The following is a 26,382-nucleotide window of genomic DNA, read 5'->3' on the forward strand; positions in this document are numbered from 1 at the left end:
TACCTTTCATACGACCACGGGGCCGCCCCGAACTATATGTTGGAACTCATTTCCTCTTATTCGACGCTCGCCATTTTGGCCGCCGCGGCGGTCCATGTGCTCGCCTTCGTCGTCCTGACACTATGGGCGAAATCGGATCGCAAACGGATCGCCCAAACGCTCGAGCGATTCACGGCCGGGTTGCCGCATCGCAGTCGCATGGATTTCCATGTCCATTTGTCGGATCAGATCGACGCGTTCTTGGCAGACATTGGTGACGTGATGGCGCAGCCATACAACAGTCCCGATCGCGTACGATTGGCCGATCGCATTCGCATCATTGACGAGCGTCGTGATTACCTGCACTCGCTCCGGTTTGAAACCGCGTGGAACGTCGCCCGCACGATGATTGAGGCTTATCCGCTCGCAGGGGTATTAGGCACGATCCTCGCGATCGGTTCCGCACTCGCTGCCGATGATCAGGCGTCCGTGAATATCATCGTGACGCGTTTCGGCGACGCGATCTGGAGCACGTTCGCTGGATTGTCCGCCGCGATCGTGCTGATGCTGATCGGCAGTGTGGTGGAACCGGGGTTCGCGAGGTTGTCGGAAAACCGATTGGGCGTCCGTGAGATGGCGTCCAAGGTGAAACGCGAGTTGTCGATCAACGAGCAGTCCGGCAACGGACCGTCCGATAACGAACAGCGAGGTGACGAACCGACTGCCAACGAAATCAAATCATCGGATCCGTCGAATCCTAACACGTCGAGCGACCAACCCACGGATGCTTCCGCGTGAACGACGGCGCCGCTCATACACCGACACCGCATCCAACGCCGAACCAGTCGTCGGGCGACGTCCGGCTTGCCAAGACGTGGTGGTCTCGCCGCACGCGCTTTCAATTGACGCCGTTGATGGATTTGTTGTTGATCATCGTCTTCGCTCAGTTTCTCGATGTGCGTGAAGCGTCGCAGCATCAGACTGCGTCTTTGGAGGCCGAGCGTGAAAAACTGACGTATCAGATCGCACGCGAACGTAGCGAGTTGACCGGGATCCGCGAAGCGTTGCAGTCTCAACGACGCCAGCTCGAACAGCAGCGAGACCAAGCCCGGGCGGCTCGTGACGAAGCGGTCAGCCAGACCGACATGCGGCTAGCTGAAATGAATCTCGCGATGAGCCAATTGAAGCAATGGTTCTCGCTCGACGAAAAGGAAATCGCGGGGGCGGAGTCGTTTCGCGGTGCGGATGTCTCTGAAGAAACAATGGTTGACCCTGTCTCAGGCGAGGTCGTTTCAAACGATCCCGTTTCCAGTGCGATCGCACGGGCCAGTCGACTCGGGCAAGCCGATCCGGATGAAGTGGTGCGGTTTTTGATCGGCCACGCCGAGTTGCTCAAGCGCGCCGAAATTTGGACCGTCCACGCCACCGACAACGGCAGCATCGTGATCATGGCGGGGGAACGTCGCGAAACGTTCCGGCTGGAATCGCGGTCCCAGTCGCAGCGTACTGACGAGGTCGCCGACCGATTGTTCGCCGCGTACAAGCAATTGCCGCAGCCCAAAGGTTTGGTGATTCTGTTAATATCGTATTCACCTCAAAGTGTCGCGGGGGTCTATCAGCCGCTCGTCGATGCACTGCCGCACACGCTCGAACGTCTTCGAGCGGACACACCCGAAACGCGGTTCGAATACACCGTCCTCGGTCCGTCGCCTGATCCTAATTGACATCCCATCGTTCACCCTCATCTAAGACAGGCTAATCATGCGTAAACGAGTTCCGGTCGTCATCGGTGGCGGAATCGCGTTATTAATCGCGAGCCAGTATCTGAATTTCGGTCTCGGGTTTCGTGACGGCACCGGCAGCGATCCGGAGGGCCAGGTTTCAATCGCACCGAGCGTGTCGCGTCCGAGCGAGACGTCCAGTGACGCCGATCCAGACGACGAATCGTTGGCCGAAGATATTGCTATTGAAGAAAGCGGTTTGGATAGTGATGCGGCGATGCGAGAGGCGGCGTCGGAATTGGAACTCACGCCCGTCATCCCGGTGCTTCCTTCAGTCGTGGATATCTTGATCGACGGCAATCAGTATTTGGTTCAAACCGAGGCGGGCGAGTCGGAACGCGAGGCAATGAGTATCGAGCAAATTATCGCTTTCGCCGGAACGGTTGAAGGCGAACCGAGCGGTATCGTCGTGCGTGTCGCTCGCACACCCAACGCGGTCGCCTCGGCAGAAGCCGCTGTTATGAAAAGACTACGTGAAGCCGGATTGATGGACGATCAAATCGACGCCCGCCGACAGCTCGTCGAGTTGCCCTAACGACGCGTAGCCGTTTCAAAACAGTGCGCACTTAGGATGCGAAGCGAACATTTGGGCGATTTGCGTTATTAAATGGGCAGCGACCTTGTCCACATTCGTCACACGCGCCGATGTTTTGCACGCGCGGTGCAGACTGCGAAACCTGTGATTGTAAAATCATTGACTGCGGAAACGGTGTGCAGTTGAACACGGACGTGGGGCGGGATGGCGTACAACGCGGTCGCAGGTATGCCGGTTTCCTGCGGCAGAGGCCGTCGTCGCCGTTTCGTTGGAAACACTGGTGCGCCTGATTTGATTACATTGTCATTCGCACGCGAGATGCCCCCGGTGTGAACGACGCCCGGGACTCGCGCTGAATCACTTGCTTTACAACGTTTGCCCTCTCCCCAATTCCCTACCACAGAGCAACATGAAATCAAACCATCTGCAAACTATCTGGAAACGCTCGCGCCAAACTTTCCGTCACGTGTTGTTGGGATGTCTCGCCGCGTCCTTGAGTTTCGCGATTCTCGTAAACGCGTCCGCTGACGATCGGCTCGTGATCGAACCGGCTGAAGGCACCGCCAACGGAAAACATATTGTGTTGATCTCCGGCGACGAAGAATATCGTTCGGAAGAGTCGTGTCCGATGTTCGCTAAGATTCTCAGTCAACGATTCGGGTTCAAGTGTACGGTGCTGTTTGCGATTGATCGCGAGACCGGAGTGATCAACCCGTACGAACCCAGTAATATTCCTGGTATGGACACGCTCGCGGACGCGGACCTGTGCGTCCTGACGACACGATTTCGAATGCTTCCTGATGAGCAGATGAAACCGTTTCTCGATTACTTGAAAGCGGGTAAACCGTTGGTAGCGTATCGCACGGCGACGCACGCGTTCAAAGGTGGCAAATATGGCGGTATCGAATGGAAGAATTTCGGGATTAACGTGCTCGGCGAGAACTGGCACAGCCACCATGGCAAGCATAAGGTTGAAGGCGCTCGCGGTTTGATCGTTCGTGAAAATGCGGAACACCCGATCCTTAACGGCGTCAAAGACGTTTACACGCCGAGTGATGTTTACGGTGTCGTGCATCTCGACGAAGACGAGGCAACCGTATTGCTGCGTGGTCAGGTTCTGCAACTTCTTGATCCCGCCTCGCCACCGGTAACGGATGGTCGCAATGACCCGATGATGCCGTACGCTTGGGTGAAGCCGTACTCGGTTGAGTCGGGGGAAACCGGTCAAGCGTTCACAACGACAGCAGGCGGAGCGGTTGACTTTCGCAACGAAGATCTGCGTCGCATGATCGTAAATGCGTGTCTGTATCTGACCGGTGAAGACGTTCCGGAGAAGGCCGACGTCGGTTTTATGGATCCTTATCAGCCTTCGTTCTTCGGTTTTCTCAACAGTGCGTACTTTCAAGAACGCGGCCTGAAACCAGAAGACTTCCGTCTCGGCCACTCGGCCACTACCGCCGATCCACCGGCGACCTATGTCCCCGAACCGGCAGTGGCTCAATAGGCATCCTGCGGTAGAAAAAACTGTGTTCGCGGCTTCGCTCGGGTTCGTCCCGACGGAGCCTCCAGGTGGCAGTCGCCCGTTTTGAGACTCACGCGATCGCTATTGCGACGCAGCGATTGGGTCGGCCGCAATCTCGAGCCACACTGGGGCTTGCGCGGGCATCGGGACTGTGATGCGAACGTTCTGAATCACTGGCCCACCGGGCACCGGCAATTGCGCGGTCGGAAAGACGGAGCCTCCTCTCAATTCGATCGTGATCTCTGGCTCGTTTTCAGAACCCGCCGTCGGCAATAACCAGGTTTGTCGATTGGGAATTCCTTCGTAACGCCAGTTGTCAGGCAAGCCCGGGGGATAGTTCAATTCGGTAGCATTGGCGACGTTCGTCGTCAGGTTTAGTTGACGCGTCTGGACGTTCGTGTTCTGCATCGTTGCAACAAGCGAATTGGAGATCGGCAATTTCGAGATCGCGATGTTTCGCCACGCGAACGGGGCGATGTCCGCGACGGTCGGATAGTCTGGTTCGGTGAAGTCGGTGTTCGGGTAGAGCGAGGCGAGCGGTTGACGCCCGTGTTCGCTCGGTCCTTCCTGCGTTTCATCGGTGGACAATTCGATTTCCCGCCATAGATACCGGGCATCAAATCGTGTCATGAATTGGCAAGCTTTCATGGGCGCACTTCCCGGCGCGGCATGAGGAAGGAACCCGACGCGGTTGGGATGCGCGGCGTCAAAGAAAATTTCGACGATCGGTTTCGCTCCCGTTTTGAACGGTTTGTAGTGCGCGAAGATTCGCATCGACTTGCCGTCTTCTTTGATGGATGCCTTTGTAATTGGTTCGCGTGCGTAGCTCTCGTCATGTCGCTCGGGTGGCGTCAACGAATCTCGCAGTGAAAGAGGGACACCCAGCGATGTGCCGTTTTCTTCGCGAGCGTCAGCGTCTTGTTGGCTGTTGAGGACGGGATGCACCGTAATGCCGAGCGGGCAATACGGATAGAATTGTCGGTCGTCACCCCGCGTTGCCTCGATCGACGGCAGGATGCCGATCAGTCCGATGAATCCGGTTTGTTGGGACCTGAAAACTTTTGTGCCTTGGCGATGGCCGACTCCATCGTGTGAGTATTTGTTGCCTGAGAGATAAAAGACGGGGCTGGGTTCGGGCACCGTTGCGGTCGGCGAGATCCAAAGATAGTTGCCCTTGCTGTCGTACTCGTCCGGTACGTCCATCGATTGATATTTTTTGAGCGGATGTTTCGCTGAAAAACGCTGGATCTTGAGCTTGAGCGGCACATCCAACGGATAGGCCGTCGATTGACCCGAAAAGTCACCGGTGCTCGAACTGCCCTGCGAGTCGATCCATGATTTGGGGTGGTGTTTTTCCAAGACAATCTCGTCATCGACGTACACGACGGAGTGATACCCGTCGGCGTCGTTGGTGCACTTGAAGTGGATTGAGTGCTCTCCTGCGGGTAACGCCGCGGCGAGATAATCCGACGGTGAGCTAACTGAATTAATGTGCTCTGTCGCCAATCGCAACTCGTGGTCTGCGTTGGCGGGTAAGTAGTATTTCCAACTGTTGATGTTGCTCCAGATGCTCGGCATGGTTCTCGCATTCAGTTTCCGATCATCGACGACGATAAGCTGGGTTGACGCCAAACGCATCGTTTCGATTTCGGATTCGAACACGGGGATTTTCCGCTGCGCTAGAATGACCGGCAACCACGCGGCAACGAGAGCGGTTAGCAATAGCAACTCGAGCAATCCGAATCGTACGCGTTTGCGTTTTCGTCGGCGTGGTGAAGTGGTCGTCACGATCGGAGGTGTCTCGGCCGGCGAGTGACCACTCGGTGAAGCATCAGTCGGACCCAGTGAGTCCAAAGGCGTATGTGAGGGCTCGGCATCTTTCATGGCGTTGCTCCTTGCAATGGCGTTCCATTCATCGGTGTCCCTTGCATTGACGTTGTCTCGCCTTCGGACCACGCCTCGAACGCGTCTCGGTGTTTGGCGCTGTAGAGGTAAACAGAGAAGCCGCGATAGAGTCCTTCTTCGTTCTTGCCGTTGCGCTTTTTCGCGAGAGTTTTTTCTCGCAGGCGAATGAGACAGATCGCTTCATCGGTCTCAAACATGCGTGTTTTGTCGTCAGGTGAGATTGCCGTCTCGATGACGAGATCATCGAGGCTATCAAAATCGAAATCGTTAGGCATGCTCGACGTGCTCGAACCGCCTCCGGTGCTTCGGCAAAAAATCCATCTGCCGTCACTCTTAATTAACGCCATCGAGGCTAATGCTTCTTCGCTGTTTTTTTGGGGGCTGGACCAAGAGCTGCCCGAGCCTCCGCGTCCTTGTGGCGAGTCTGCTTTGATGAGTCCGCGTTGAATTTTGTAAGACGGTCCGTAGTTGGCGGGGATGTGAATTCGGTACCGCCATACATGTGCGTGTTCGACACCGGGAGGGATCGCGTCGTCCGGAAGCGGTACGTGGGCAATCGCAACCTTTTTCGGATCCGCAACGTCGAGAAGTCCAATCTGTTCTCGAAGTTCGGCGTGCGTTTCGCGAAGCCGAGATAGCTCGAGATTGTATCGAATCGAGAACCCGATCCCGATCAGCACGGCGAGTGCCAGCACGATACGAGTGATTCGAAGCGGGGAGGGATGAGAGGACAAATGGCTTTCCATCGATGTCGAGTTATGTCGTCGAATGCAACGAAGCGATTGGCTCGGATGCGTCGGGGCATCACGCGGGAGGCCCCACATGCTCAACGGCGCCGCAGTCGAACCGTGCGCCTCGCAGCCAGTCTAGCAGGCGGCCTGCGACCATAATCGCCACTCAGCAATTGGGGCAAAGCGTGACTGGCATGTTTGCGCTAAATCACCCGCATCTCATCAGGCAGCTTTTTCGCCTGGAAGGGGCGCGGTCACTAAGAATTAGACGTGAACACAAATAAATGGCACCGTCGCCGGAGCATTCTCGGCCACTTTCGTTCGTTGGTTTTGTAGTGGGGGAGTGTGTGGCTTTGTGCGATTTTGGTTTTTCGCGGAGGGGCTTCCGTTTGTCGTGAGGCTATCGTTTTGTTTGTGTTGAATGCATGCGCCAGGCCGCTTGTACGAGCGGGAGAGTTGCTGCTCGTTGGCGGTCGATCAGTTGCAGTTGTGCTTCGTGGATTGCTTTTTGTTTGGCAATGTTTCGGTGGGTCTGTGCGATCGCGAGATTGATGGGGTCGAGCGAGAGGAGTTCGGCGTCCGTTTTGGCTGTATATACCGACCGAACGAATTCTCTCCAGACCTCTCCGCCTTGGACGGGTGTTTGGAAATTTTCGTGTTGTCGGCCGTCCTTTGAAAACGGTCTCGACATGGGGTGGTAACAAAGGCCGTCGCCGGAATAGGTCCGAAAGACGCCCTCTCGGACGCGTCCGTCGGGGGACTTGGTTCGAAAGAGAAAGTGTTGATCGACCGTTGCTTTCAAGTCCAATTCCCACAATTGGGGACCGCTGTAATCCCACACGCCTTCAATGGCAGAGAGCTCCGGAATGGGCAGCTGCCCTTCCAGCAGTTCGCCGTCACCGTATCGAGAGACGTAGTCATACCGAACGAGGGAAACTGGCTTCATTGACCGATGATCGGTAAGAAAGGATTTTCCCGTCTTGGATTCGTAGTCAAACATCATGTCCTGAAACTCACGCATCCGCGTTGGATCGGTCGTGAAGTTCTGGTGCGGCCTTAGCAACAGGCTGGGCTTCGGCGGATAGGGAAAGCGTGCAGCGACTTCTTGTTCTGAAGTTTGTGCGACGGTCGTCTCGGCAAATGCCTCGACCGGTGTTTTGATAGTCGAAGCGATAGGGATTGAAGGTTTGGAAATTGTCTCGTGGGAAGTGGTCGCTGCTACCGCGTCTGTTGAGGTAGCGTGCATCGAACTCGACGCGTCATAGTGATACAAAATCCACCAACACCCACCAACCAATCCTGCCGCGATCAATACCTTGTGGTAATAGCCCGCGACGTGTGCTCCGATCAGTCCGACGACTAAGCCGCTGAACCAGCGGCCGTCACCTTCGAGCAGTCCCATTCCCCAGATTCCAGCCAAGACGAATCCGAGGATCGCGAATCCGGTATTGATCTCGCTCGCCGTGGCTGGAGGCGGACTCTTCGCTGAAGCAGGTTTCCGTTTCTGCGTGCGAGTCGTTGATTGACGTGAGCTGCTGTGGTGATTGTTGTTGCTGCCCGCGTTTGAACTTGGTTGCCGAGGTAAATTTTCTGTCTCGGCTTGTGCGGCGGCCGCAGCGGCGTCGTTCGCCGCTTGTTCCATTCTTTGACGATTCAGCTCGTCTTCCTGCATTCGCCGCTGTTCTTCGGCTTGAGATCCGGCGATGTCGTCGTATCCCCCAACACTACTGAATCCACCGCCCGGTTGATCTTGATAGTCGTTCATCGCTCGCATTGTCCCGAGGGTGCGTGACGGTCGGCGTGGTCTCCAACGCGGTTCCACGTGCGCCGATCGGAACTTATCAAACCGGGGTGACGAGTTTCTAGAGGAGAGCGGTGAAACCACCCAGGAAACGTGGACAAAGTGTCAGCGAATTGCGAGTTGACCGATAGGGACAGGGCAATAACCGGTCCAACGATCGTGACGATCTTCTCGTTGTGCCCGCCACGATCGCTCTCGCTATTTCAGCTCTCAAATCAATCTGTCACGCGATCAGCCGTTTGGCTTGGTCGGCGATTTGTTGGAGAGCGGCTTTGCCAAATGTGCCTCTGCCCATGACTCGGATGCCGACGAGCGAGGCCACGAGAGCCTTGGCGGTCTCACGAGGTGAGATCGTATCGGGGATGCTGCCGCCTTCCTGGCCTCGCTTGATTTGCTTCTCGAAGAAGGCAGAGATTTCTTTGAATGCATCGGTGACGACTTTCTGGACCGCTTCACTGTGCTGCGAAAACTCCAGCGACGTGTTGACCAAGAAGCAGCCCTTCTGATCGGAATCCGAGTTCGAACGTCGAACGATGAAATCGAAGAACATCGAGATCGCTTCCCGAGGATCGTCGACAGACTCCAGTTCTCGCATCATGGACCGTCGTTGTTCCGCGTCATACTTCAGTAGTCCACGCATGAACAAATCGTCTTTGCCGTCGAACGCGTTGTAGAGACTGCCGCGTTTGATGCCGGTGACGTCGAGGATGTCGGAGATGGATGTTGCGGCGTATCCCTTTTTCCAGAACACTTGCATCGTTTTTTCAACTACATCGGATTCGTCAAAAGACTTTTCCCAGGGCATTGCGTTTCCTAGCGTGCAATTCTCGTTATGCGAATTTTACTATTCTAGCCTGTTTGGACCTTTTGGTCAAAAAACGGGCGTTGCAAGAGGACAGAACGCGAAGTGCGTTGCAGATGCGTCGAGTGCCAGACGCGCGACGTTGTCTCTTCAAATGCAATCGAGAAAGTAAACTCGCGAGATTCGTTGACGCGAAAAACGGGTGGTCGGGAGGCGACTTGCTCGACGGGTACAATTCGGTCTGACTGAATCCACCTATTTATAAAAGTCTGCGAGACGAGAGGCCTCCGCGTCGTGCAATTGTTGATCCTTCCTAACCAGCTCTTCGACGTGCATCCCGGTGTCGAGCTGGGGCCACAACGAATTGTGCTGTTTGAGCATTCGTTGTTCTTCGGGGACCAGCACCATCCTGCTCAATTTCATAAGCAAAAATTGTGGCTGCACCGTGCAACGATGAAGCGATACGAGTCAAGCTTGCGATCGCGAGGTTTTGAGACTCAGTATATCGAGCACCGTCCTGATACGTACCAAACGACGGCGGACTTGCTTCAGTTTATCAAGGGATCGTTTGGGAAAGGCGAGGAGCTGTGTGTGGTGCAACCGACCGACTTTCTCGTCGAGAAACGATTGTTGGCCGCTTGCGACAAGCATGGAGTGCATTGTCGTTTCCTGCCTAACCCGGGGTTTCTCAACACGACCGAAGAGAATCAGGAATATCGAGACGGGAAGAAGCGGTGGTACATGGCCGACTTCTACAAGTGGCAACGGCAACGACTCGATCTCTTGATGGAAGACGGTGAACCGGTTGGTGGTCAGTGGAGTTTCGATGAAGAGAACCGTAAGAAGGTGCCGAAGAAGCTACTCAGCACGATTCCTGAAAACCTGGCATTAGCTCGAGACGAGTTTGACACCAACGCACGTGAGTACGTTAAGCAGGCGTATCCCGAAAACCCCGGTCAATTAGGCGAGCTTTACTATCCGACGTCGCATGAGTCCGCACGCGAGTGGTTAGAGCACTTTTTGGCGAAGCGTTTTGCAAATTTCGGTGCGTATGAAGATGCGATAGTGGAAGGCGAGTCTTGGTTGTGGCACAGTGTCTTGACGCCCGCTCTCAATGTCGGGTTGTTGACACCCTCCGAAGTGATCGATGCGACGATACGGTTCGCCGAGAAGAATGACGTACCTGTCAATTCACTCGAGGGCTTCGTGCGGCAGATCGTGGGATGGCGGGAATTCATGCGGGCCACTTACGAAGATCTCGGTGTGTCGATGCGAACGACGAACCACTGGCGTCATCGCCGCGCGATGCCGGATTGTTTCTACGACGGGTCGACAGGAATCGATCCGATTGACGATACGATTCGTCGCATTCTGAAAACCGGCTACTGTCACCATATCGAGCGGTTGATGGTTTTGGGCGGATTCATGTTTCTTTGCGAAATCGATCCCGACGACGTTTATCTTTGGTTCATGGAGATGTTCATCGATAGCTATGACTGGGTGATGGTGACGAACGTTTACGGAATGAGCCAAGATGCGGCTGGTGGCGTGATTACGACCAAACCGTATTTTTCGGGATCATCGTACATTCGTAAAATGAGTCACTATCCGCGTGGGCCTTGGTGCGAGGTATGGGACGGGTTGTACTGGCGATGGATTTGGAATCACGCCGACGAGCTGTCGAAGAATTCACGATGGGCAATGATGTGCAGCATGGCTAAGAAAATGGATGAGGATAAGCGGAATCAGCACATCGCGAACGCGGAAGGTTTTCTGGCGACGATACGTTAGCGGTGGACCGGCATGTCGTTGGTCGATGGGCGTCGGTTGCGCGTCGACATGTTGATTCGAGGCTGCGTTTTTCACGCGAGTGCAATCATGCTTGCTTCGTCTCGGATCACGTCGGATCGGTGTTTGGTAAACATCATCTTGTCTGATTATTGTCGCTTCTTGTTGAACTGGCGCAGCTTCCGAGTCGACGCGTGTTGCCAACGGAGGCGAAACGGACACAATGTGATGGTCACGGGGGTGGGCTTCTTAACTACAATGAGGCTCCATTCGCGTCCCACCTTCCCTTCCCACCTCTATACGCCTTGTCTGCTACCAATCACGGTCGGCAAGGTCCAGTACGAAAAGCATATGAAACTAGTTTCTCTATACAGCAGTTTTTGGTGTCTTGCCCGTTTCTCTTTGGTGTCGGTTAGTTTGGCCGTCTCCGTTTCTTGTGCCGTTGCCGAGGGCGGCGATTTGGATGACGGCGTTGTCCCCGATGTGATCACCACCGTCACCGACGCGGAAATCCAGCAACAGAAACGGGTGCGGCCTGAGTATTTGCAACCGGTTCCCGTTGATGGTAAGGCTTCTCCAACGACGCTGCCGCTGAAACCTCGCAAAGGCGAGTCGCTCGTGTTTTTGGGGAACACGTTGGCGTCGCGAATGGAGTTGTTCAACCACTTTGAAACGGCACTTTATCAGCAGTACCCCGATCTCGAGTTGACGTTCCGCAACATGGGATTTCCGGGACACACGCCGGCTTACCGTCCGGAGGCTGGTAACAAAGATCCTTGGGCGTTTCCGGGGGGAGACAAGTTTCACCCTGAGATTCAAGCTCACCTTGGTGAAGGGCATTATCCGAAACCGGACGAGTGGCTGACGATTGTCAAAGCAAGCACGATCGTGGCGTTTTTCGGATTCAACGAGTCCTTTGACGGCATGGAGGGCATCGAGAATTTCAAGAACGAACTACGTGCCTTCGTCGATCATACGCTGTCGCGGTCGTATGAGCGAAACGCCGCTCAGTCGCCACGTCTCGTGTTGGCGACTCCCATCGCGATGCAGCAACTCCGGCAATTTAACCTGCCCGACGCCGGCCAGCGGAATGCGATTTTGAAAGCCTATGCGGATGCCGTGGGTGAAGTCGCGAAAGAGAAACAAGTTGGCTTCGTTGACCTCTTCACGCCGACAATGCAGTGGTTCGAGGGGGCGGATCAATCGCTGACAATCAACGGTGTGCATCTGTCCGACGCGGGCTATCGAAAGCTCGCCCCGGTCCTGATGAGCCAATTGTTCGGTGCGGATTCTGAGACCGGCCAGTCCGGTTCATTGTTGTATCGAGCCGTGCAAGACAAAGCGTGGTTTTGGAGAAACGACTATCGAATGCTCAATGGTGTCCACGCGTACGGACGGCGATGGGCTCCCTACGGTAATTTCAACTACCCCGAAGAAATTGAGAAGATTCGTCAAATGACGGTTCTGCGTGACCGGAACGTTTGGGCGATCGCTCAAGGGAAGTCGTCGACGCTCGAGGTCGACGACTCGATCACGCGTCCTTTGTCGTCGGTGGAAACCAACTTTCGGCTAAGCGAAAAGAACGGTACGCCGGATTTCTTGAACGCCGAAAAAGAAGCGATGGAAACGTTCACGTTGCCGGAAGGTTACGACGTTTCGTTGTTCGCGTCGGAGCAGGACTTTCCGAATCTAGGTAACCCCGCACAGATGCGGTTTGACAATCGGGGTCGGTTGTGGGTTTCAACGCTGCCGAGTTACCCGCACTACAAACCGGGAGACTCGAAACCGAATGACATGATTTTGATTTACGAGGATACCGACGGGGATGGCCGCGCGGACAAGGAGATCGTGTTTGCCGATGGGTTGCACATGCCGATCGGATTCGAGTTGGCTCCCGAAGGCGTTTATCTCTCGCAGGAACCGTTCTTGGTTCTGTTGAAAGACACCGATGGTGACGACCACGCGGACAAAATGGAGTACTTGCTCGATGGTTTTGATCCGCACGACACGCACCATGCGATTTCGGCATTTGATTCCGATCATGGTAGTGGAATCTACATGTGTGAAGGTCGTTTCTTGCACTCGCAGGTGGAAACGCCTTGGGGACCGCAGCGGATGACGGACGGCGGGATCTGGCGATTTGATCCGAGTTCGTGGAAGGTAGAACGTGTCATGCAATCGGACGTGTCGAATCCTTGGGGCGTCGCTCATGATGAATACGGACAGACGTTCGTGAACGACGCGTCCGGCGGTGCGCAGTATTGGATGTTGGGCTATTCGATCAAGATGCCGCATTCAGCGGAAATTCCCAAGGTTTCGAAGTTCAATTACGAACACCACGCTCGTCCCACCTCGGGATCCGAGTTCCTCTACAGCAGTCACTTTCCGGACGAAGTTCAGGGCGATTACTTGTACGCCAACACGATCGGGTTCCTTGGGATCAAGCAATACAAGACGATCGAAGACGGTGTCGAAATCAAAGGCAAGTTTCGCCAGGATCTGATCCAATCATCGGACGGAAACTTCCGCCCATGCGATCTGGAGATCGCCCCGGACGGGAGTTTGTATTTCATCGACTGGCACAACACGTTGATCGGACACATGCAGCACAGTGCACGTGATCCGATGCGTAATTCGGAGTACGGGCGAATCTACCAAATTACGGCGACCGACCGTCCCCTCGTCGATCCGCCCACGATCGCGGGGGCTGAAATCGGCCAGCTGTTCGAGAATATGAAATTGCCGGAAGTGAACGCACGCAAGCGATCGCACCGGGAATTACGAGGTCGCGATAAACAGGCGGTGCTCGATGCCGCGATGGCTTTTGCGAATGAAAACGCGAGCGACGAACGTTTGGTTTTGGAATCCTTGTGGGCGACATGGGGACAACAGGAACCGTCCACTGCGTTGATCGATCAATGTTTGCAGGCACAAGATCATCGCGTGCGATCGGCCGCGGTTCGTGTGGTTCGACACTGTCTACACCTGTTGGATCATCCGGAAACGTATCTGTTAACGGCAGCCAAGGATGAGCATCCTCGTGTTCGATTGGAGGCTCTTTCCGCCGGATCATGGCTGAGCGGAAAACCGGGCGCGGAGGTTTTGTTGACGGTGGCGTCCTACAAAACGGACCGCTGGATCCGCAATGCGCTCAACGCCGCAATGTTGCTGATGAAGTCCGATGTTGAGCAGCTGGTGAAGGAGAAGTCGTTCCAACCCGATGATTTGTTGGTGGAGTACGATCAGTTGCTCGCCGGGAAATTAGAAGGGGCGATGAAGCCGAAGGATTACCGAACGAAGTCAAAGAAATTCAAGGACAAAGACTTTGCACGAAAGTATGCCCTCGGCCAACAAGTCTTCTTTGAAGAGGGGTCGTGTTATGCGTGTCACCGCGACAATGGCGAGGGGATCGTTCGGATCTATCCGCCACTCGCGGGTAGCGAATGGGTGAACGGAGACCCAGAGCGACTGATTAAGCTGACGTTGCACGGAATTTGGGGCAAGATCCGCGTTCGCGGCAAAGTCTTCGAGCCCAATCAAGGTGTGCCGCCGATGACGGCGATCGGTAACATGTTTTCGGACGCGGAGATTGCAAGTGTGCTGACGTATGTACGCAACAGTTGGGGCAATGACGCAGACGAAGTATCGCTCGAAGACGTCAAACGTATTCGTGCGGCGACGGAAGATCGGCAACGCTTCTACAGTCCTGAAGAGTTGTTGGAAATGCATCCCTTCGAGGAAGGCAGTCGGCCGGAGCTAATCGAGGAAGATATCGCCGCTAGCGAACTCGAGAAGGAATTACTTGCCGAGCCGATTGCGGATTTGGTACGTGGTATTCGCGAGCATGGCGATGTGCTGCGTGGTGCCAAGCTCTTCTATTGGGAGAAGACCGGGTGTGCGACATGTCATGATGTTGGTGAGGGGTATCAACTCGGGCCAAATTTGACGACGGCTCGCAAAGACATCACAGACGAACACTTGGTCGAATCCATTTTGAAACCATCTGAAAAGATTCTCGCCGGTTATCAAACGGTGAACGTGATAACGGTCGACGGGGCAATCCTGTCGGGGTTCCTGGTTGAAGAAACGGATGACAACATCACCCTGAGTATTTCGGCTGACCAAGGCAAGCCGCGGGTGATTCCGATGGACGACGTTGAAGACGTGATCAAGTCAACGACTTCGACGATGCCGATCGGATTGGCAAACACATTGCAAACCCGAGAAGAGTTTTTGGATCTCGCTCGCTTCGTGATGGAAATCAACGAGGGTGGCCCGTCGAAACTGAACCGATTGAAGAAGCAGGCGAAGATCAAGAATTAGTGATCGCGAAGTCGCGTCGGTTTAGAGCGATTTGAAAAGAGACGTAGCCTCCGTCGCAGGACGGAGCGTTACGTTCAGGACGACGTGGCTGCGTTTCGGGTGCGTCGTCTATGAAATGCTATCACGCTCGTCAGCGTGTTTCGGTTTCCTAGAGGTTTCTTCGAACTCGGTTTCGGTTCGAAACAGCCCTGCAGTGCAGCTATTTTCCCCAGGACTTGTTGGGTTCGCTGCCGAGATTGAGTTCGAGCACACCGCCCTGGATCAAGTCGTGGTGAGAGAGCCAGCACGTGTTGTGCGGCTCTCCATTCCAGGTCGCAGATTGGATGTAGACGTTCTCGGCGGACTGGTTTTGAGTCACGATCGTGACCGTGTTTCCTCCGTAGTAGTCAGGGCTGAGTTTGAGGGTCACCTTGTCGAAGATCGGGGCGGTGAGGTCATATTTTGGATCGATGCCTGAACCACCATCAAACTGGAATAGGCCGAGTGCGAGTAATGCGCTCAGCGCTCCCATTTGCCCTTGGTCTTCGTCGCCATTGTATCCGCTGTAAGGATCCGTTCCGCTGAAGGTGGCACTTTGGACGGCACGCACCCATTTTTGGCTCAGCCACGGGAATCCGATGCGGTTGAAGTAGTGCGCCATGCCTGTCCCGTCTTGGTTGGCATAATCAACGAAGGCGTTGCCATGGCTGCGGCCACGCAGGTGGAAGCGTTCCTCGACGGAGGCTTCGAATTGGTCGTTGAGTTTCTTAGCGGCAGCGTCGGGGCCACCGAGTAACTCGGCGAGTCCCATCGGATCGTGGGGAACGTAGAACGTGGTGACCGCAGCACTGGTTTCGCAGAATCCGTCCTGTTCGAAACGCATTTCTCGCGGTTTGAAATTCTTCATCCAACTGCCGTCGGCTTCTCGTACCCAAGCGGACTGCTTTTCGGGCCAGATCACGTGGCGATAGTTTTGCGAGCCTTTGATGAACTTATGGTAGATGTCTTCTTGGCCGAGGTCTTTCGCCATTTGGGCGATGCACCAGTCGTGGTAGGCGTTGTAGAGCGTGAGGCTGGTGACGGCTTTGCCGTGTCCACCCGAAAGAGAATTACCCCACGAAATGTAGCCTTTGGATTCATATTCTTTATAAGCCGCAGGTGTTGGTTGTTTTGCGTATCCGCCGTAGTAGCGACCACCGGTGGGGCCGGTGTTTTTGACCAGTCCTTCGAGGGCGAGTTCCACATCGAAATCGCGGATGCCCTTGGCGTAGGCGGATGTGATCGCGGGCGCAGCAGAGTCGCCGATCATGACGAAGGTGTAGTTGCCTCCGGAGGGGCCGCGAGGAATTAGGCCTCCGTTTTGGTACATCTGAATCGAGGTGTTGCAGATGTCGCTATATACGTCAGGGCAAACCAACGGCCAGAGAATATCGAGGCTCCAATGGCTGCCCCACCAAGCGTCAAAGTTGTGCATGTTGAACGCGGGTTTGCCTTCGGCGTCGGTAGGGACGTTGAGCACTCGACGCTCGTCGGTCGTCATGTCGCAGTACGCGCCGTCGGCGTCGCTGACGATCCGTCGTCCGAGCATCGATCGCCAAAGATCGGTGTAGAGTTTTGTCTTCTGCGCGTCCGTACCGCCTTCGACTTCGACTCGCGATAGGCGTGAGTTCCAGTCGTCTTTGGATTCACTGACTACCTTGTCAAAGTCCCAGTGAGGAAGCTCCGCGTCTAGGTTTTTCCGTGCGCCATCGACCGACGTGTAGCTGATGCTGACTTTCATCAAGAGTGGCGTGTCGGCGTTGGTGTCGAATCGAACAAACGCTCCGATCTCCTCGCCTGCAATGGAGTCCGTGACGTCTTCGATTTTCTCGTTTTGCCATCCGCCGAACGAGGTGATCGGTTCGCTGAACCTCGCCACGAAGAAGATGGGTGTGTCTTTTTTGCGACGTGACGTCCCTTTCATCAGACTCATGCCCGCGATTTCGCGTTCATTGATTTTGCTGACTTCGGCTTCGACGGTCGGTCCGTGTCCTAACATGGCGCCGACGTCGAAAAGGACGTACGCGTCGGAGGTGGTCGGATAGGTGTAGCGGTGGAATCCGGTTCGGACGGTTGAAGTCAGTTCGGCGGTAACGCCATATTTTTTCAACACGACTTTGTGATAACCCGCTTCGACAGTTTCATCGTCGTGGGAAAACTCCGACTGATAGACGTCCATTCCTTGGTGCCCAGTCATTTCACCGACGATGGGCATGACGGGAATGCCAGAGAGTTGCCATGCATGAATGTGGCTGAAGCATCGAATCGATTGGTCACCGTAGAGGTAGCCCGATTTCCATGATCCTTTGGTTTGGGTATCCGGGCTGAGGTTGACTAGGCCGAATGGGCGTGAGGCGGAGTTGAAATAGAACCAACGCGATTCGTGCGTGTCGATCAACGGATCCACCCAATCGACAGGTGCTTGGGCGAAGAGGCCGCCCGGGATCAGACAGCCTAATAATGTTGCGATGATCAGCGTGTGAGTCTTGAATGCCATTCGGGGCGTCTCTCTATCGTGGTGTTGTTTTACTCGCAGATTGCGGCCGCGTTGTTCGTGTGTGCGTCGAGTCGGCGCCGGAGGTGCAGAGGAGCGAACCCATTCGCTCGGCAGCGACGCGGGTGTCGACTGCGCAACGGCTTGCTTTTCCGCAGTTTAGTCGGAACGGAAGCTCTATTGGGAATCGATCGCATTGAGTGCGAAGGCGTGGGCGCCGACCGAGACCGCGGTGCTGGTGCCCAACCGGCTGACTCCGATACCGATGCGTTTCATCGGGTCGTAAGAGAGCGGGCGATTGCTGCCGGGGACCGTGATCGTTTTGTTCGCCCCGGCCACGAATGATTTAGTCTGTTCTTCGCATTCGAGGTTAAAGACTTTTTGAACGATTCGGGCCATCTCGCGTCCGTCGTACGTTCGGATACGTCCCTGCATCTCATCAATGAGCGGTTGCATGAAGATGTGATGGGCGTTGGCGATTCCGCCCCCGATCACGACGAGTCCGTCGAGCAAAGTCATGGCGTTGGCCAGTGCGTCACCGACGACTTGTGCCATTTCGGTGAACGATGTGATCGCGGCAGATTTGTCGCCGGGCGATTGGCCTTCGGCGATTGATGCGATTTCTTGGGGCGTCGGTGCGTCGGAGAGCGAAGTGCCCGTGATGCGTGCGTAGCTGCCGCGTACGGCACGAATGCAGGCTCCTTCTTCGGCAAAGCACTCCGGGTGGAGCCGATTTCGGAGCAGCCAAACTTCGGCCGCGTTTGAATTGTCCCCGATGAACAGTTCACCGTTATGTACCAGCCCGCCACCGAGTCCCGTGCCGAGGGTCACGGCGAATAGAGTCCGGTATCGTTTGGGACTGTCTGCTTTCTCGAGCATCTCGTTGACCGCAGGTAGTAGGCCGCGGATCGCTTCGCCATAGGCGAAGAGGTCGCCGTCGTTGTTGATATACGTCGGCAGGCGGAACTGTTCCTCGAGATAGGGGCCCAATGCGACACCACCGGCGAACGCCGGCAGGTTGCCTACGTTATCGATGATCCCGCGTGGATAGTCTGCGGGGCCTGGAAAAGCAAAGCTGATCGCGACGGGGGGCCGAGGCGAAGCTTGCGTGACCTGTGTGAATCCGTCGACGATCGTCGTCAAACTTCTCGTCAGATCTTTGGTTTCGGCGGGCAAGCGAACCGGTTCGACGACTTCGCCGCCGCCGTCGATTGCAGAGAAAACGAAGTTCGTTCCGCCGGCATCGAGGGTTAAAACGATTCGATCGTCGTTCATGCGGCCAGCTCCGGTTGATCATCGGCGACGGCGACATGGCGATGGCCGATCAGACCATAAAACGCGATATAGACGTAGTTAACGATTGGAACTGCAAACGCGAGTTGAATGCCGATTCGGTCAGCGGCGGCGCCCATGATCAGCGGCACGATTGCTCCACCGACGATCATCATGACCAACAGCGACGATCCCTGTGACGTATGTTGCCGCAGATCCTTGATGGCCAATGTAAAGATATTGGACCACATGATCGAGTTGAAAAGTCCGGTACCGAGAGCGGCCCAAAACGCGAGCGATCCGCCGGTGAAGGCCGCGATGCTGAGTAGAACGATCATGGAAAGCGAGAACACCCACAACGCGCGAGCGGCGTTGCCTTGTCCGAACACGAAAGCAAGAAAATTGAGGGCGATCAACAGGAAGAACGGCGCGACTTGGCTCGGTGTCATGAAGGCCATCGTGAACACTCCGTCATCTAACCGGATCGCGGTAACGAAGTAGACAACGAAAAACACGACTACCGCGGTTGCGATCATCGCCCCGTATTTCTTGGATTGGCTCGCGATGTCGCTCAGGGAAATTGCACCGCAGAGGCGACCGATCATCGCGCCGCCCCAGTAGTATGCGAGATAAATACTCGCGGTTGACTCGGGAAGACCCATGATGTCTTCGTGCTTCATGAAGTTGATCAGGTAGCTGCCGATGGCGACTTCACCTCCGACGTACATGAAGATCGCAATCATCCCGAAACGCAGGTGAGGAAATTGCAGCGCGCCGAGACTGCTGCTGGAGCCTTCGTCGTCTTTGGTAAAACTCGGCAGGTGGCTTCGCCAAACGATGACTGCCAAGAGAACAAAAAGGGAACCGTAGATCAGGTACGGGATTTTGATCGAGTCGATTGTGACTTCACCGTCGGTCGCAAACACTTTGTAGAGCAACAACCCGCCGGCGATCGGTGCGATCGTTGTGCCGAGCGAATTGACACCTTGTGCTAGGTTCAAACGGCTCGATGCGGTTTCAGGCTTTCCCAAGATGGCCGCGTAGGGGTTTGCAGCAATTTGTAGAAGTGTCACGCCTGTGGCGAGTAGGAATAACGCGCCGAGGAAGAACGGATAGGCCTGGAATTCAGCCGCCGGATAGAACATGGCGCATCCTAGTCCGCAGATCAGCAGCGCCACGATGATACTGAACTTGTAGCCGATCCGGTTGATGGGGTCGCCACTCGATAGCGAGACGAAGTAATAGACCAGCGAGACAAAGAAGAACGCCCCGAAGAAGGCAAACTGAACGAGGCCGGCTTGGAAATAGCTGAGGTCGAAACTGTCCTTCAGATAGGGGATCAGCACGTCATTCATGACCGTGATGAATCCCCAAAGGAAAAACAGCATCGTGATCGTGATGAATGGCTTGCGGTAGTCTGGTGTCGCTTCGTTGGTTGTCATCGCGGCCCTATCAAAAACCTGTGATGTGTGGAATTTCCGCTGATCGGGCTAAACGACGCTTTTCATTTGAAACCTGATCGAAGCGTCGGTCAGGCTGGAACGCCGGCCCCCTATGGATTTGGAGAAGGCCAAAAGCATAGCATCTGAGATTTGGCGACGATAGCATGGTCTATTGAGTAATGCGGCACCCATACGCGTTTATTTTGTCGCAGAAGGACCGCCTCTTCTCCGCTAGTGAGTTTCCCTGGAAAGGGATTGGAAGCGGAACCTCGTGTGATTTGCTGGCGGGCTCAGAGGTCACGCTGCGGGCGGGCGATACGATCGTACGGGCGCCGATCTCTGTTCGCTTTTCAGGCCCGTTGAGGATACGGTTTTGTCCAGAAGGTGTGCTGAACGTGACGTCTCGAGTCGCCCGGCATGAAGTGGGGGGATCGTGAACTCGGGGATGTCAACGCCAGACGCTTGCCAGCGATTTACCTTTTGAGCGGCATGAAATCGAGTCGTTAAAGCGATTTTTGTGCATAATCGATGTTACCGTCTCAATTTGTCGATTCCGACTGTTCTGTGGATTCCCTTTGTCCGATGGATGCGATATCGCGATGAGAAGGATTCCAATCTGTTCGGCGCACGAACTACCCAAGAGTGAGGAGATTCAGAATGAAGGTGCATTCCCTCAATTGCCAGGGCATGAACTGTCCGATGCCGATCGTTGAACTGACGAAAGCCGCACGAACCCTCTCGGAGGGTGATCAAATCGAGGTAACCGCTACTGACATGGCGTTCAAGCCTGATGTTGAAGCGTGGGCACGACGCATGGGACACCAGATAACGAGCTACGAGTCAGACGGCGAAGTACAGAAAGCCGTCATCTCACTCGGCCCGCCCAAGTGACGAGGTAGTTTGCAAATCCGCTTTTCACACTGAGTGTTGTTTTGAGTACAGGATTGAACAAGGTATGAGCGAGTCAAACGGGAATGTGGTGATCATTCTTACGGCAGGAAAGGCGGACAACGGTAAGAACGCAACCATGGCGTTCTCGTGCGGAGTTTCTTCGTTGGCCATTGCGAAGCCTACGGTGATTTTTCTGACCAGTGACGGCGCGGTTTGGGGGTACGAAGGAAGTGCGTTAGGAATCGCCGTCCAGGGATTTCCACCGTTGGAGGAGCTGATTGAAAACTATCTGCAGGAGGGCGGGAGAATCATTCTCTGTTCCGTCTGCAGTCGAACGTGCAGCGCAGGTAAGCCTAGTGATACGTATCCAACGAAAACGCTTCCGGGGATCCAAATTGGTGGATTTGCGACCGTGTTAGATCTTGCTATCGGAGGTACTACGATCTCATTTTAAATAGACACGGCCATCGGCAAACACGGCCGTTGTATCGTCTCAAACGCCACTGATCATTCGATGTCAAAAGTTGTCATTGACAGCATAGACTGGCAGTCGCACCGAGTGTCTGTTTTTGGCGTTTCCAATCGGCGACCCACGCGAGATATTTGTTCTCGGGCAGAGGGCGACTGATGAGGTAGCCCTGAACGATGGGGCAGCCCATGGATTCGAGTATCTCAAGTTGGTCGACGGACTCGACTCCTTCGGCAACTACATCAAGACCCAAACCAGCACCGAGGGAAACGATCGACCGTACAATCGCTTCGGACTGAGGGTCGGTTGATATATCTCGGATGAAGGAAAGGTCGATTTTCAACGTGTCAATGGGAAAGCTCTTGAGGTAACTTAAGGAAGAGTACCCAGTGCCAAAGTCATCAATGGCGACCGTGAATCCCATCTCCCCCAGGTGTCGAATCATATCGATTGCATGGTCGACATTTTCCATCATTGCGTTTTCAGTAATCTCCAGCTCAAACCACTCTGCCTTCGCACCACTACTTCGAAGTGTTGATTCGAGCGTCATCAAAAAACGTGGGTGTCTGAGATGATGCGGCGAGACATTGACGGCAATTTTCGGAATTATTCCGGCTTCATGCCATTGTACAGCTCGCTCCGCGGCGAGTTCGAAAACTAGATCACCCAATCCCGTGACGAGTCCGGTTTGTTCCGCGATCGGGACGAACTCGGCGGGCGAAATGTAGTGCCCATCGCTCGTCTTCCATCTCGCGAGTGCTTCACATCCGACCAGTTCATGAGTGCTAGCATTGATCTTTGGTTGATAGTAGACGTCAATTTCACCATTGCTCAACGCTCTTCTTAGTTTTGACTGAACTTGATGGCGGAGGTCGACGCCATTCTGCATCTCGTGTGTGAATTCGAGGACTAAGTTTTTCCCGGCGTTTTTGGCGGCGTACATCGCGATATCGGCGTTACGCATGAGAACATCTGCGTCGGATGAGTCCGCAGGGCATCTTGCCACACCAATGCTGAGTCCGATGCGAGCTTCGTCTCCGTCAAGGCGAAAGGGCTCTCGGAAGGAACGAATCAGTTGGTCTAGCAAGCGATCTTGTTGCTCGCGTGCCAGGTGTTTGTCTTGCATGATTAGCGCGAATTCATCGCCACCAAACCGGGCTACGAATGTTTTATCGCCCATGTTTTTTTGGATTCGCTCTCCGACCAAACACAGTAGCTGATCGCCACTGGCATGCCCCAGCGAGTCATTGGCTAATTTGAAATCATCTAAGTCTAGGAAGCAAACAGAAAGACCGTCGTGCGGTGATTGATCGAGCCTAACTAGTCGCGAAAGCTCCTCGCGGAAATAGACTCGGTTCGGTAGGGTCGTCAAGCTGTCGTGCATCGCTCGTCGATGGAGTTCGATCTGGCTGTTCTCGAGTTCCGTGATGTCGGATACTAAGGCAATGATTTCATCACTGCTCGTGTCACGGAAATGAGAAGGGCTGAGGGAAATCCAAACAGCTTGCCCGCGGCTGGTATCGGATTTCACTGTGGCCTTACCGGACCAAGGAGTCCCCGAGTTGAGGTCACTGAGTGTCGACTCAAACAGGTCGGCATCGATCTGCATTGCATCGCAAAACCGTACGTCGAGCAGACCGGTCGCTTCCAATGTCGGCACGCCGAGCGCATTGCTCGCCATGGATACGAAGGCCGGATTGGCTTCCCGAATGAGTCCATCGCTGGACAGAATCGCAACACCTTCGGACGCGCTGTTGAATACGCTCGCTAGGACCCGCAGGCGGTCTTCTCGTCGGCGGTCTTCGGTAATGTCCCGCGATGTCGCAATGAGATAGGACTCTCCCGAGGTGGCATCGGAGAACGTTGAGTGTTTGATCGACGCGATACGATTGGATCCGTCTGCGGCAACGAAGGATTCTTCAATCGCGTCATTCGAATGCGCGGGAGCCATCGGATGCCGCAGGTTTTCGGAGGGGAATGCATAGGATTCCAATCCGAGGTCGTGCATTTTGCGTCCGACTGCATCGGACCGAGTGAGTGAATGAGCTTCGCAGAATGCGTCGTTAGCCAAGACGAGTCGATGATCGGACGAACGGACACTCAATTGATCAGGGACGGCACTGATGACGTTGTTGAGGAAGTCGCGGTGTCGACACAATTCCGTTTCAAATTGTTTGCGAGCTGTGATGTCTCGCACAACCACGAGGACGTGACCGCCTCCTCTCATGGAGAAGGAACTGAATCTGATTTCAGACCAAAATTGATTTCCGTTTTCGTCGCACATCCGTACTTCAGCGTGCTTGGAATTCCGATCGTCAACACTTTGGTATAAATATCGAAGACTAGGATCTGCCGAATTTCCGTCTTCGAGTTTTGCGTGCCGAAATGCATCGGGCCACCCGCCTACGATTTCTTCGCGAGCACATGCGAACAGTTTGACCGTATTGTCATTGCAATCAACGCAGGTTTCGTTCTCAAAAACCATGACGGCGTCGTTCGTTCGCTCGAAAATCGTGTCGGCGAGTCGCTTTGTGTCTTGTGCTGCGTTCTCGGCCGCGGTCCTTGCGATGTCGAGGCTACGCTTGGTTATCTCCAGTTCGTCGATGATTTCGACGGAGTGCACAATCGCGTCGGCCTGCGCTCGAGCCATTCTTTCCGATTTTTGCGTCAGCTTTTCGAGTTGTTCATCTCGCTGTTGAACTTCCGCTTTAAGCAGAGCCATTGAGCTGGCCATCGACTCAACCAATTTGATGCATGCCGAGGGCCGAGATGCTAAATCATCGGCCTTTGCGAGCGATAGTAAATGATCGATCGAAAGAATGGATGCGTCCACCATGTCTTCGCAGACGGAGACTTGGAGGGACGGTTCGGATCGTGGCGTGCCAACCGATGAATTTGGTGTATTCGTTGACGCGAGATCGAGTGCGGTGGAGTTGTTGTCCGGCATGAGGAGAAGCGTCCTAGACCGAAAGCGTTGTGTTGGCGGACGAGCAGTCGTCAACAAAACTTGCGACTCCACAGAACTCTAGCCCGGGATAGTCGATCAACTCTTCGGGGCGGATTCCCATCAAGTTCATTGACATTTCACAAACTCGGATCGATACTCCGAGTTCGGCTGCGGTTGCGATCAAATCGTCGAGGTTGGCGATGTTCTTTTTCTTCATCTCCTTGTCCATCAGCAATCGTCCCATGCCGCCCATGTCCATTTGTGAGAGCTTTGTACGTTTGAACGAGTTCGGAAGCATCATTCCGAATGCGCGTTCGACCAGGGATTTTTTGCCGAGCTGTGGGCCGCCTTTACGAAGTGCGGCGGTTCCCCAAAAAGTGAAAAACATCGTCACTTCCATTCCGCAGGCTGCCGCACCGGTGGCCATGACGAATGATGCGAGTAAGCGGTCTCGGTACCCGCTAAAGACCAATAGATTGAGTTTGTTCGAGTCAGCTTGCGTTGCCTGACACTGTCGAAGCGCCTGTTCGAGACGCTCTATTCTGTCTTCGAGACGTTCCGAAAATGAGTCTTGAGGCTTTTCCGCGTTTTCGTGGTGATGGTTCAGTGTGACGTCAATCGTGGCCATGGTGTTTATAGTCTGATAAGTATGCGAACAATCTGCCCTACAATTAAGTTCGTGTGCCCCCGTGGCATGGATTGTTTAGTGGACAGTAGTACTCCAAGACTATGTCGCGAATGATTCGGGCATCGAATCAACGACAAAAATCAGCAACGAAATGAATGCGGAGGGGGGCGCAAGATGAAGATGTTCCGAAGATTTTGGTTGCAACGATTCTTCCGTCATCGGTTCCTTTGGGAGACGTTTCACCATTTCGATTCAGTGATGCGTGCGTGGGATCACTCAAGCGGACAGGAGCCGAGTTTCTAGGTGTCCGATGAGGCTGGGAAGGTCGTTGAGTTCACGATCGCTACTTCCATCGGGCGATTTCGGTTTTGCAGGGAGGGGGGACCTTGTTGATCGCTCACTTGCCGCAAAGGTGGAAAACCTTACACCTGCGATATTCGGCATGTTTGATTCGCCGATGAGGACTCCAGTGCTAACGCAAGTGTTTTTCGGAACATTAATCACGTTTTAGTGACCTAGCGTTCATTGTCTGAAAGCTTACGCCAGAGTTCTACTGATAGCGTTTTCCGATATTTACAACGGGCATGAAACATGACATCTCATCGACGCACCAAATCGAGACGTGGGGCTGCGCTGATTGAATTTGTGGTTTGCCTGCCCGTACTGCTTGCGGTTTCACTCGGGACATTAGAAACGTGCCGAATGATTTATCTGCGGCAATCTTTGAAACTGGCCGCCTATGAATGTGCGCGGCTAGCGATTGTTCCAGGTGTCGATGCGGGAATGCTCCAAGACCAATGTGATGTCTTCTTGATGGGACGAAAAATTGAGGGGTATCAATTCAGTTGCTCTCCGGCAGACCCCAAAGACGCGCAATTCGGTGAAACGATAACGACGACCGTTAGTATGAGCGCTGAGAGTAATGCGATCGTGGGGGCGTGGTTCTATCAAGGGAAAACCCTTAGGAGCTGTTCGGAAATAACTTCGGGATTTCATGCTGGTAGAACATAGTTGAATTTACCGAGGGTTTCATCACGCTCTGTCGGTTCGTTTT

Annotated in this window: 18 protein-coding genes; 9 read left to right on the forward strand and 9 right to left on the reverse strand. The window is 54.5% G+C overall.

All coding sequences use genetic code 11. The features are described 5' to 3' along the window. Nucleotides 1-36: 36 nt before the first annotated feature. The 4 genes from FHS27_RS29410 to FHS27_RS29425 all read left to right on the forward strand — a co-directional run bounded on the left by FHS27_RS29410 (nt 37) and on the right by FHS27_RS29425 (nt 3,799). Nucleotides 37-777 (forward strand): MotA/TolQ/ExbB proton channel family protein, encoded by a 741-nt coding sequence (locus FHS27_RS29410; protein WP_184309785.1) that lies wholly within the window; start codon nt 37-39, stop codon nt 775-777. After that, nucleotides 774-1,703: a hypothetical protein gene (locus FHS27_RS29415; protein WP_184309787.1), complete on the forward strand. Its 930-nt coding sequence runs from the start codon at nt 774-776 to the stop codon at nt 1,701-1,703. Before FHS27_RS29410 ends, FHS27_RS29415 begins: the two co-directional genes overlap by 4 nt. A 37-nt stretch (nt 1,704-1,740) precedes the next feature. Then, complete coding sequence (locus FHS27_RS29420; RefSeq protein WP_184309789.1) at nt 1,741-2,295, forward strand: hypothetical protein; 555 nt, start codon at nt 1,741-1,743, stop codon at nt 2,293-2,295. A gap of 409 nt (nt 2,296-2,704) precedes the next feature. Beyond that, complete coding sequence (locus FHS27_RS29425) at nt 2,705-3,799, forward strand: ThuA domain-containing protein (protein ID WP_184309791.1); 1,095 nt, start codon at nt 2,705-2,707, stop codon at nt 3,797-3,799. 99 nt (nt 3,800-3,898) lie between these two features. Here FHS27_RS29425 and FHS27_RS29430 read toward each other — a convergent pair whose 3' ends face one another. The 4 genes from FHS27_RS29430 to FHS27_RS29445 form a co-directional block, all read right to left on the reverse strand. Then, the gene (locus FHS27_RS29430; protein ID WP_246421275.1) at nt 3,899-5,701 is read right to left on the reverse strand and encodes a hypothetical protein; all 1,803 of its coding nucleotides are present in this window, start codon (nt 5,699-5,701) and stop codon (nt 3,899-3,901) included. Beyond that, the gene (locus tag FHS27_RS29435) at nt 5,698-6,456 is read right to left on the reverse strand and encodes a hypothetical protein (protein WP_246421277.1); all 759 of its coding nucleotides are present in this window, start codon (nt 6,454-6,456) and stop codon (nt 5,698-5,700) included. The genes FHS27_RS29430 and FHS27_RS29435 overlap by 4 nt, the downstream gene beginning before the upstream one ends. A gap of 397 nt (nt 6,457-6,853) precedes the next feature. Further along, complete coding sequence (locus FHS27_RS29440; RefSeq protein WP_184309793.1) at nt 6,854-8,218, reverse strand: hypothetical protein; 1,365 nt, start codon at nt 8,216-8,218, stop codon at nt 6,854-6,856. A 259-nt stretch (nt 8,219-8,477) separates the two neighbouring features. Then, nucleotides 8,478-9,059 carry a TetR/AcrR family transcriptional regulator gene (locus tag FHS27_RS29445; RefSeq protein ID WP_184309795.1) on the reverse strand — a complete coding sequence of 194 codons (582 nt, stop codon included), beginning with the start codon at nt 9,057-9,059 and terminating at the stop codon, nt 8,478-8,480. Between the two features lie 291 nt (nt 9,060-9,350). Between FHS27_RS29445 and FHS27_RS29450 the strand changes: the two genes are divergently transcribed. Then, entirely contained in the window at nt 9,351-10,847 is a 1,497-nt protein-coding gene (locus FHS27_RS29450) for a cryptochrome/photolyase family protein (protein ID WP_184309797.1), read from the forward strand. A gap of 348 nt (nt 10,848-11,195) precedes the next feature. Next, nucleotides 11,196-15,167 (forward strand): PVC-type heme-binding CxxCH protein, encoded by a 3,972-nt coding sequence (locus FHS27_RS29455; protein WP_184309799.1) that lies wholly within the window; start codon nt 11,196-11,198, stop codon nt 15,165-15,167. A 199-nt stretch (nt 15,168-15,366) separates the two neighbouring features. Here FHS27_RS29455 and FHS27_RS29460 read toward each other — a convergent pair whose 3' ends face one another. From FHS27_RS29460 to FHS27_RS29470, 3 genes are all read right to left on the reverse strand, one after another. Then, on the reverse strand, nt 15,367-17,682 hold the full coding sequence (locus FHS27_RS29460) for a GH92 family glycosyl hydrolase (protein WP_184309801.1): 2,316 nt from the start codon (nt 17,680-17,682) through the stop codon (nt 15,367-15,369). Nucleotides 17,683-17,856: 174 nt separating this feature from the next. Beyond that, complete coding sequence (locus tag FHS27_RS29465; RefSeq protein ID WP_184309803.1) at nt 17,857-18,954, reverse strand: ROK family protein; 1,098 nt, start codon at nt 18,952-18,954, stop codon at nt 17,857-17,859. Continuing rightward, on the reverse strand, nt 18,951-20,393 hold the full coding sequence (locus FHS27_RS29470; RefSeq protein ID WP_184309805.1) for a sugar MFS transporter: 1,443 nt from the start codon (nt 20,391-20,393) through the stop codon (nt 18,951-18,953). The genes FHS27_RS29465 and FHS27_RS29470 overlap by 4 nt, the downstream gene beginning before the upstream one ends. Nucleotides 20,394-21,050: 657 nt before the next feature. On the opposite strand from FHS27_RS29470, the gene FHS27_RS29475 reads away from it, so the two are divergent. After that, on the forward strand, nt 21,051-21,284 hold the full coding sequence (locus FHS27_RS29475; RefSeq protein WP_184309807.1) for a sulfurtransferase TusA family protein: 234 nt from the start codon (nt 21,051-21,053) through the stop codon (nt 21,282-21,284). Between the two features lie 64 nt (nt 21,285-21,348). Then, on the forward strand, nt 21,349-21,738 hold the full coding sequence (locus FHS27_RS29480) for a DsrE family protein (protein ID WP_184309809.1): 390 nt from the start codon (nt 21,349-21,351) through the stop codon (nt 21,736-21,738). A gap of 73 nt (nt 21,739-21,811) precedes the next feature. Here the strand turns inward: FHS27_RS29480 and FHS27_RS29485 are convergent, their stop codons facing one another. Continuing rightward, nucleotides 21,812-24,700, reverse strand: a complete 2,889-nt coding sequence (locus FHS27_RS29485) for a sensor domain-containing protein (RefSeq protein WP_184309811.1) — start codon at nt 24,698-24,700, stop codon at nt 21,812-21,814. Nucleotides 24,701-24,713: 13 nt separating this feature from the next. Further along, the gene (locus FHS27_RS29490) at nt 24,714-25,328 is read right to left on the reverse strand and encodes a DsrE/DsrF/DrsH-like family protein (protein WP_184309813.1); all 615 of its coding nucleotides are present in this window, start codon (nt 25,326-25,328) and stop codon (nt 24,714-24,716) included. A 591-nt stretch (nt 25,329-25,919) separates the two neighbouring features. On the opposite strand from FHS27_RS29490, the gene FHS27_RS29495 reads away from it, so the two are divergent. After that, nucleotides 25,920-26,339, forward strand: a complete 420-nt coding sequence (locus FHS27_RS29495) for a TadE/TadG family type IV pilus assembly protein (protein WP_184309815.1) — start codon at nt 25,920-25,922, stop codon at nt 26,337-26,339. The last annotated feature ends 43 nt before the right edge of the window (nt 26,340-26,382 follow it).

Origin of the sequence: Aporhodopirellula rubra (assembly GCF_014192335.1) — a bacterium.
In the GTDB taxonomy this organism is placed as follows: domain Bacteria; phylum Planctomycetota; class Planctomycetia; order Pirellulales; family Pirellulaceae; genus Rhodopirellula; species Rhodopirellula rubra.

Coding starts and splice junctions, on each gene's coding strand:
- FHS27_RS29470 (WP_184309805.1), bottom strand. CDS start 20,393: ATGACAACCAACGAAGCGACACCAGACTACCGCAAGCCATTCATCACG.
- FHS27_RS29425 (WP_184309791.1), top strand. CDS start 2,705: ATGAAATCAAACCATCTGCAAACTATCTGGAAACGCTCGCGCCAAACT.
- FHS27_RS29495 (WP_184309815.1), top strand. CDS start 25,920: ATGACATCTCATCGACGCACCAAATCGAGACGTGGGGCTGCGCTGATT.
- FHS27_RS29460 (WP_184309801.1), bottom strand. CDS start 17,682: ATGGCATTCAAGACTCACACGCTGATCATCGCAACATTATTAGGCTGT.
- FHS27_RS29475 (WP_184309807.1), top strand. CDS start 21,051: ATGAAGGTGCATTCCCTCAATTGCCAGGGCATGAACTGTCCGATGCCG.
- FHS27_RS29490 (WP_184309813.1), bottom strand. CDS start 25,328: ATGGCCACGATTGACGTCACACTGAACCATCACCACGAAAACGCGGAA.
- FHS27_RS29420 (WP_184309789.1), top strand. CDS start 1,741: ATGCGTAAACGAGTTCCGGTCGTCATCGGTGGCGGAATCGCGTTATTA.
- FHS27_RS29445 (WP_184309795.1), bottom strand. CDS start 9,059: ATGCCCTGGGAAAAGTCTTTTGACGAATCCGATGTAGTTGAAAAAACG.
- FHS27_RS29455 (WP_184309799.1), top strand. CDS start 11,196: ATGAAACTAGTTTCTCTATACAGCAGTTTTTGGTGTCTTGCCCGTTTC.
- FHS27_RS29430 (WP_246421275.1), bottom strand. CDS start 5,701: ATGAAAGATGCCGAGCCCTCACATACGCCTTTGGACTCACTGGGTCCG.
- FHS27_RS29480 (WP_184309809.1), top strand. CDS start 21,349: ATGAGCGAGTCAAACGGGAATGTGGTGATCATTCTTACGGCAGGAAAG.
- FHS27_RS29485 (WP_184309811.1), bottom strand. CDS start 24,700: ATGCCGGACAACAACTCCACCGCACTCGATCTCGCGTCAACGAATACA.
- FHS27_RS29465 (WP_184309803.1), bottom strand. CDS start 18,954: ATGAACGACGATCGAATCGTTTTAACCCTCGATGCCGGCGGAACGAAC.
- FHS27_RS29410 (WP_184309785.1), top strand. CDS start 37: ATGTTGGAACTCATTTCCTCTTATTCGACGCTCGCCATTTTGGCCGCC.
- FHS27_RS29440 (WP_184309793.1), bottom strand. CDS start 8,218: ATGAACGACTATCAAGATCAACCGGGCGGTGGATTCAGTAGTGTTGGG.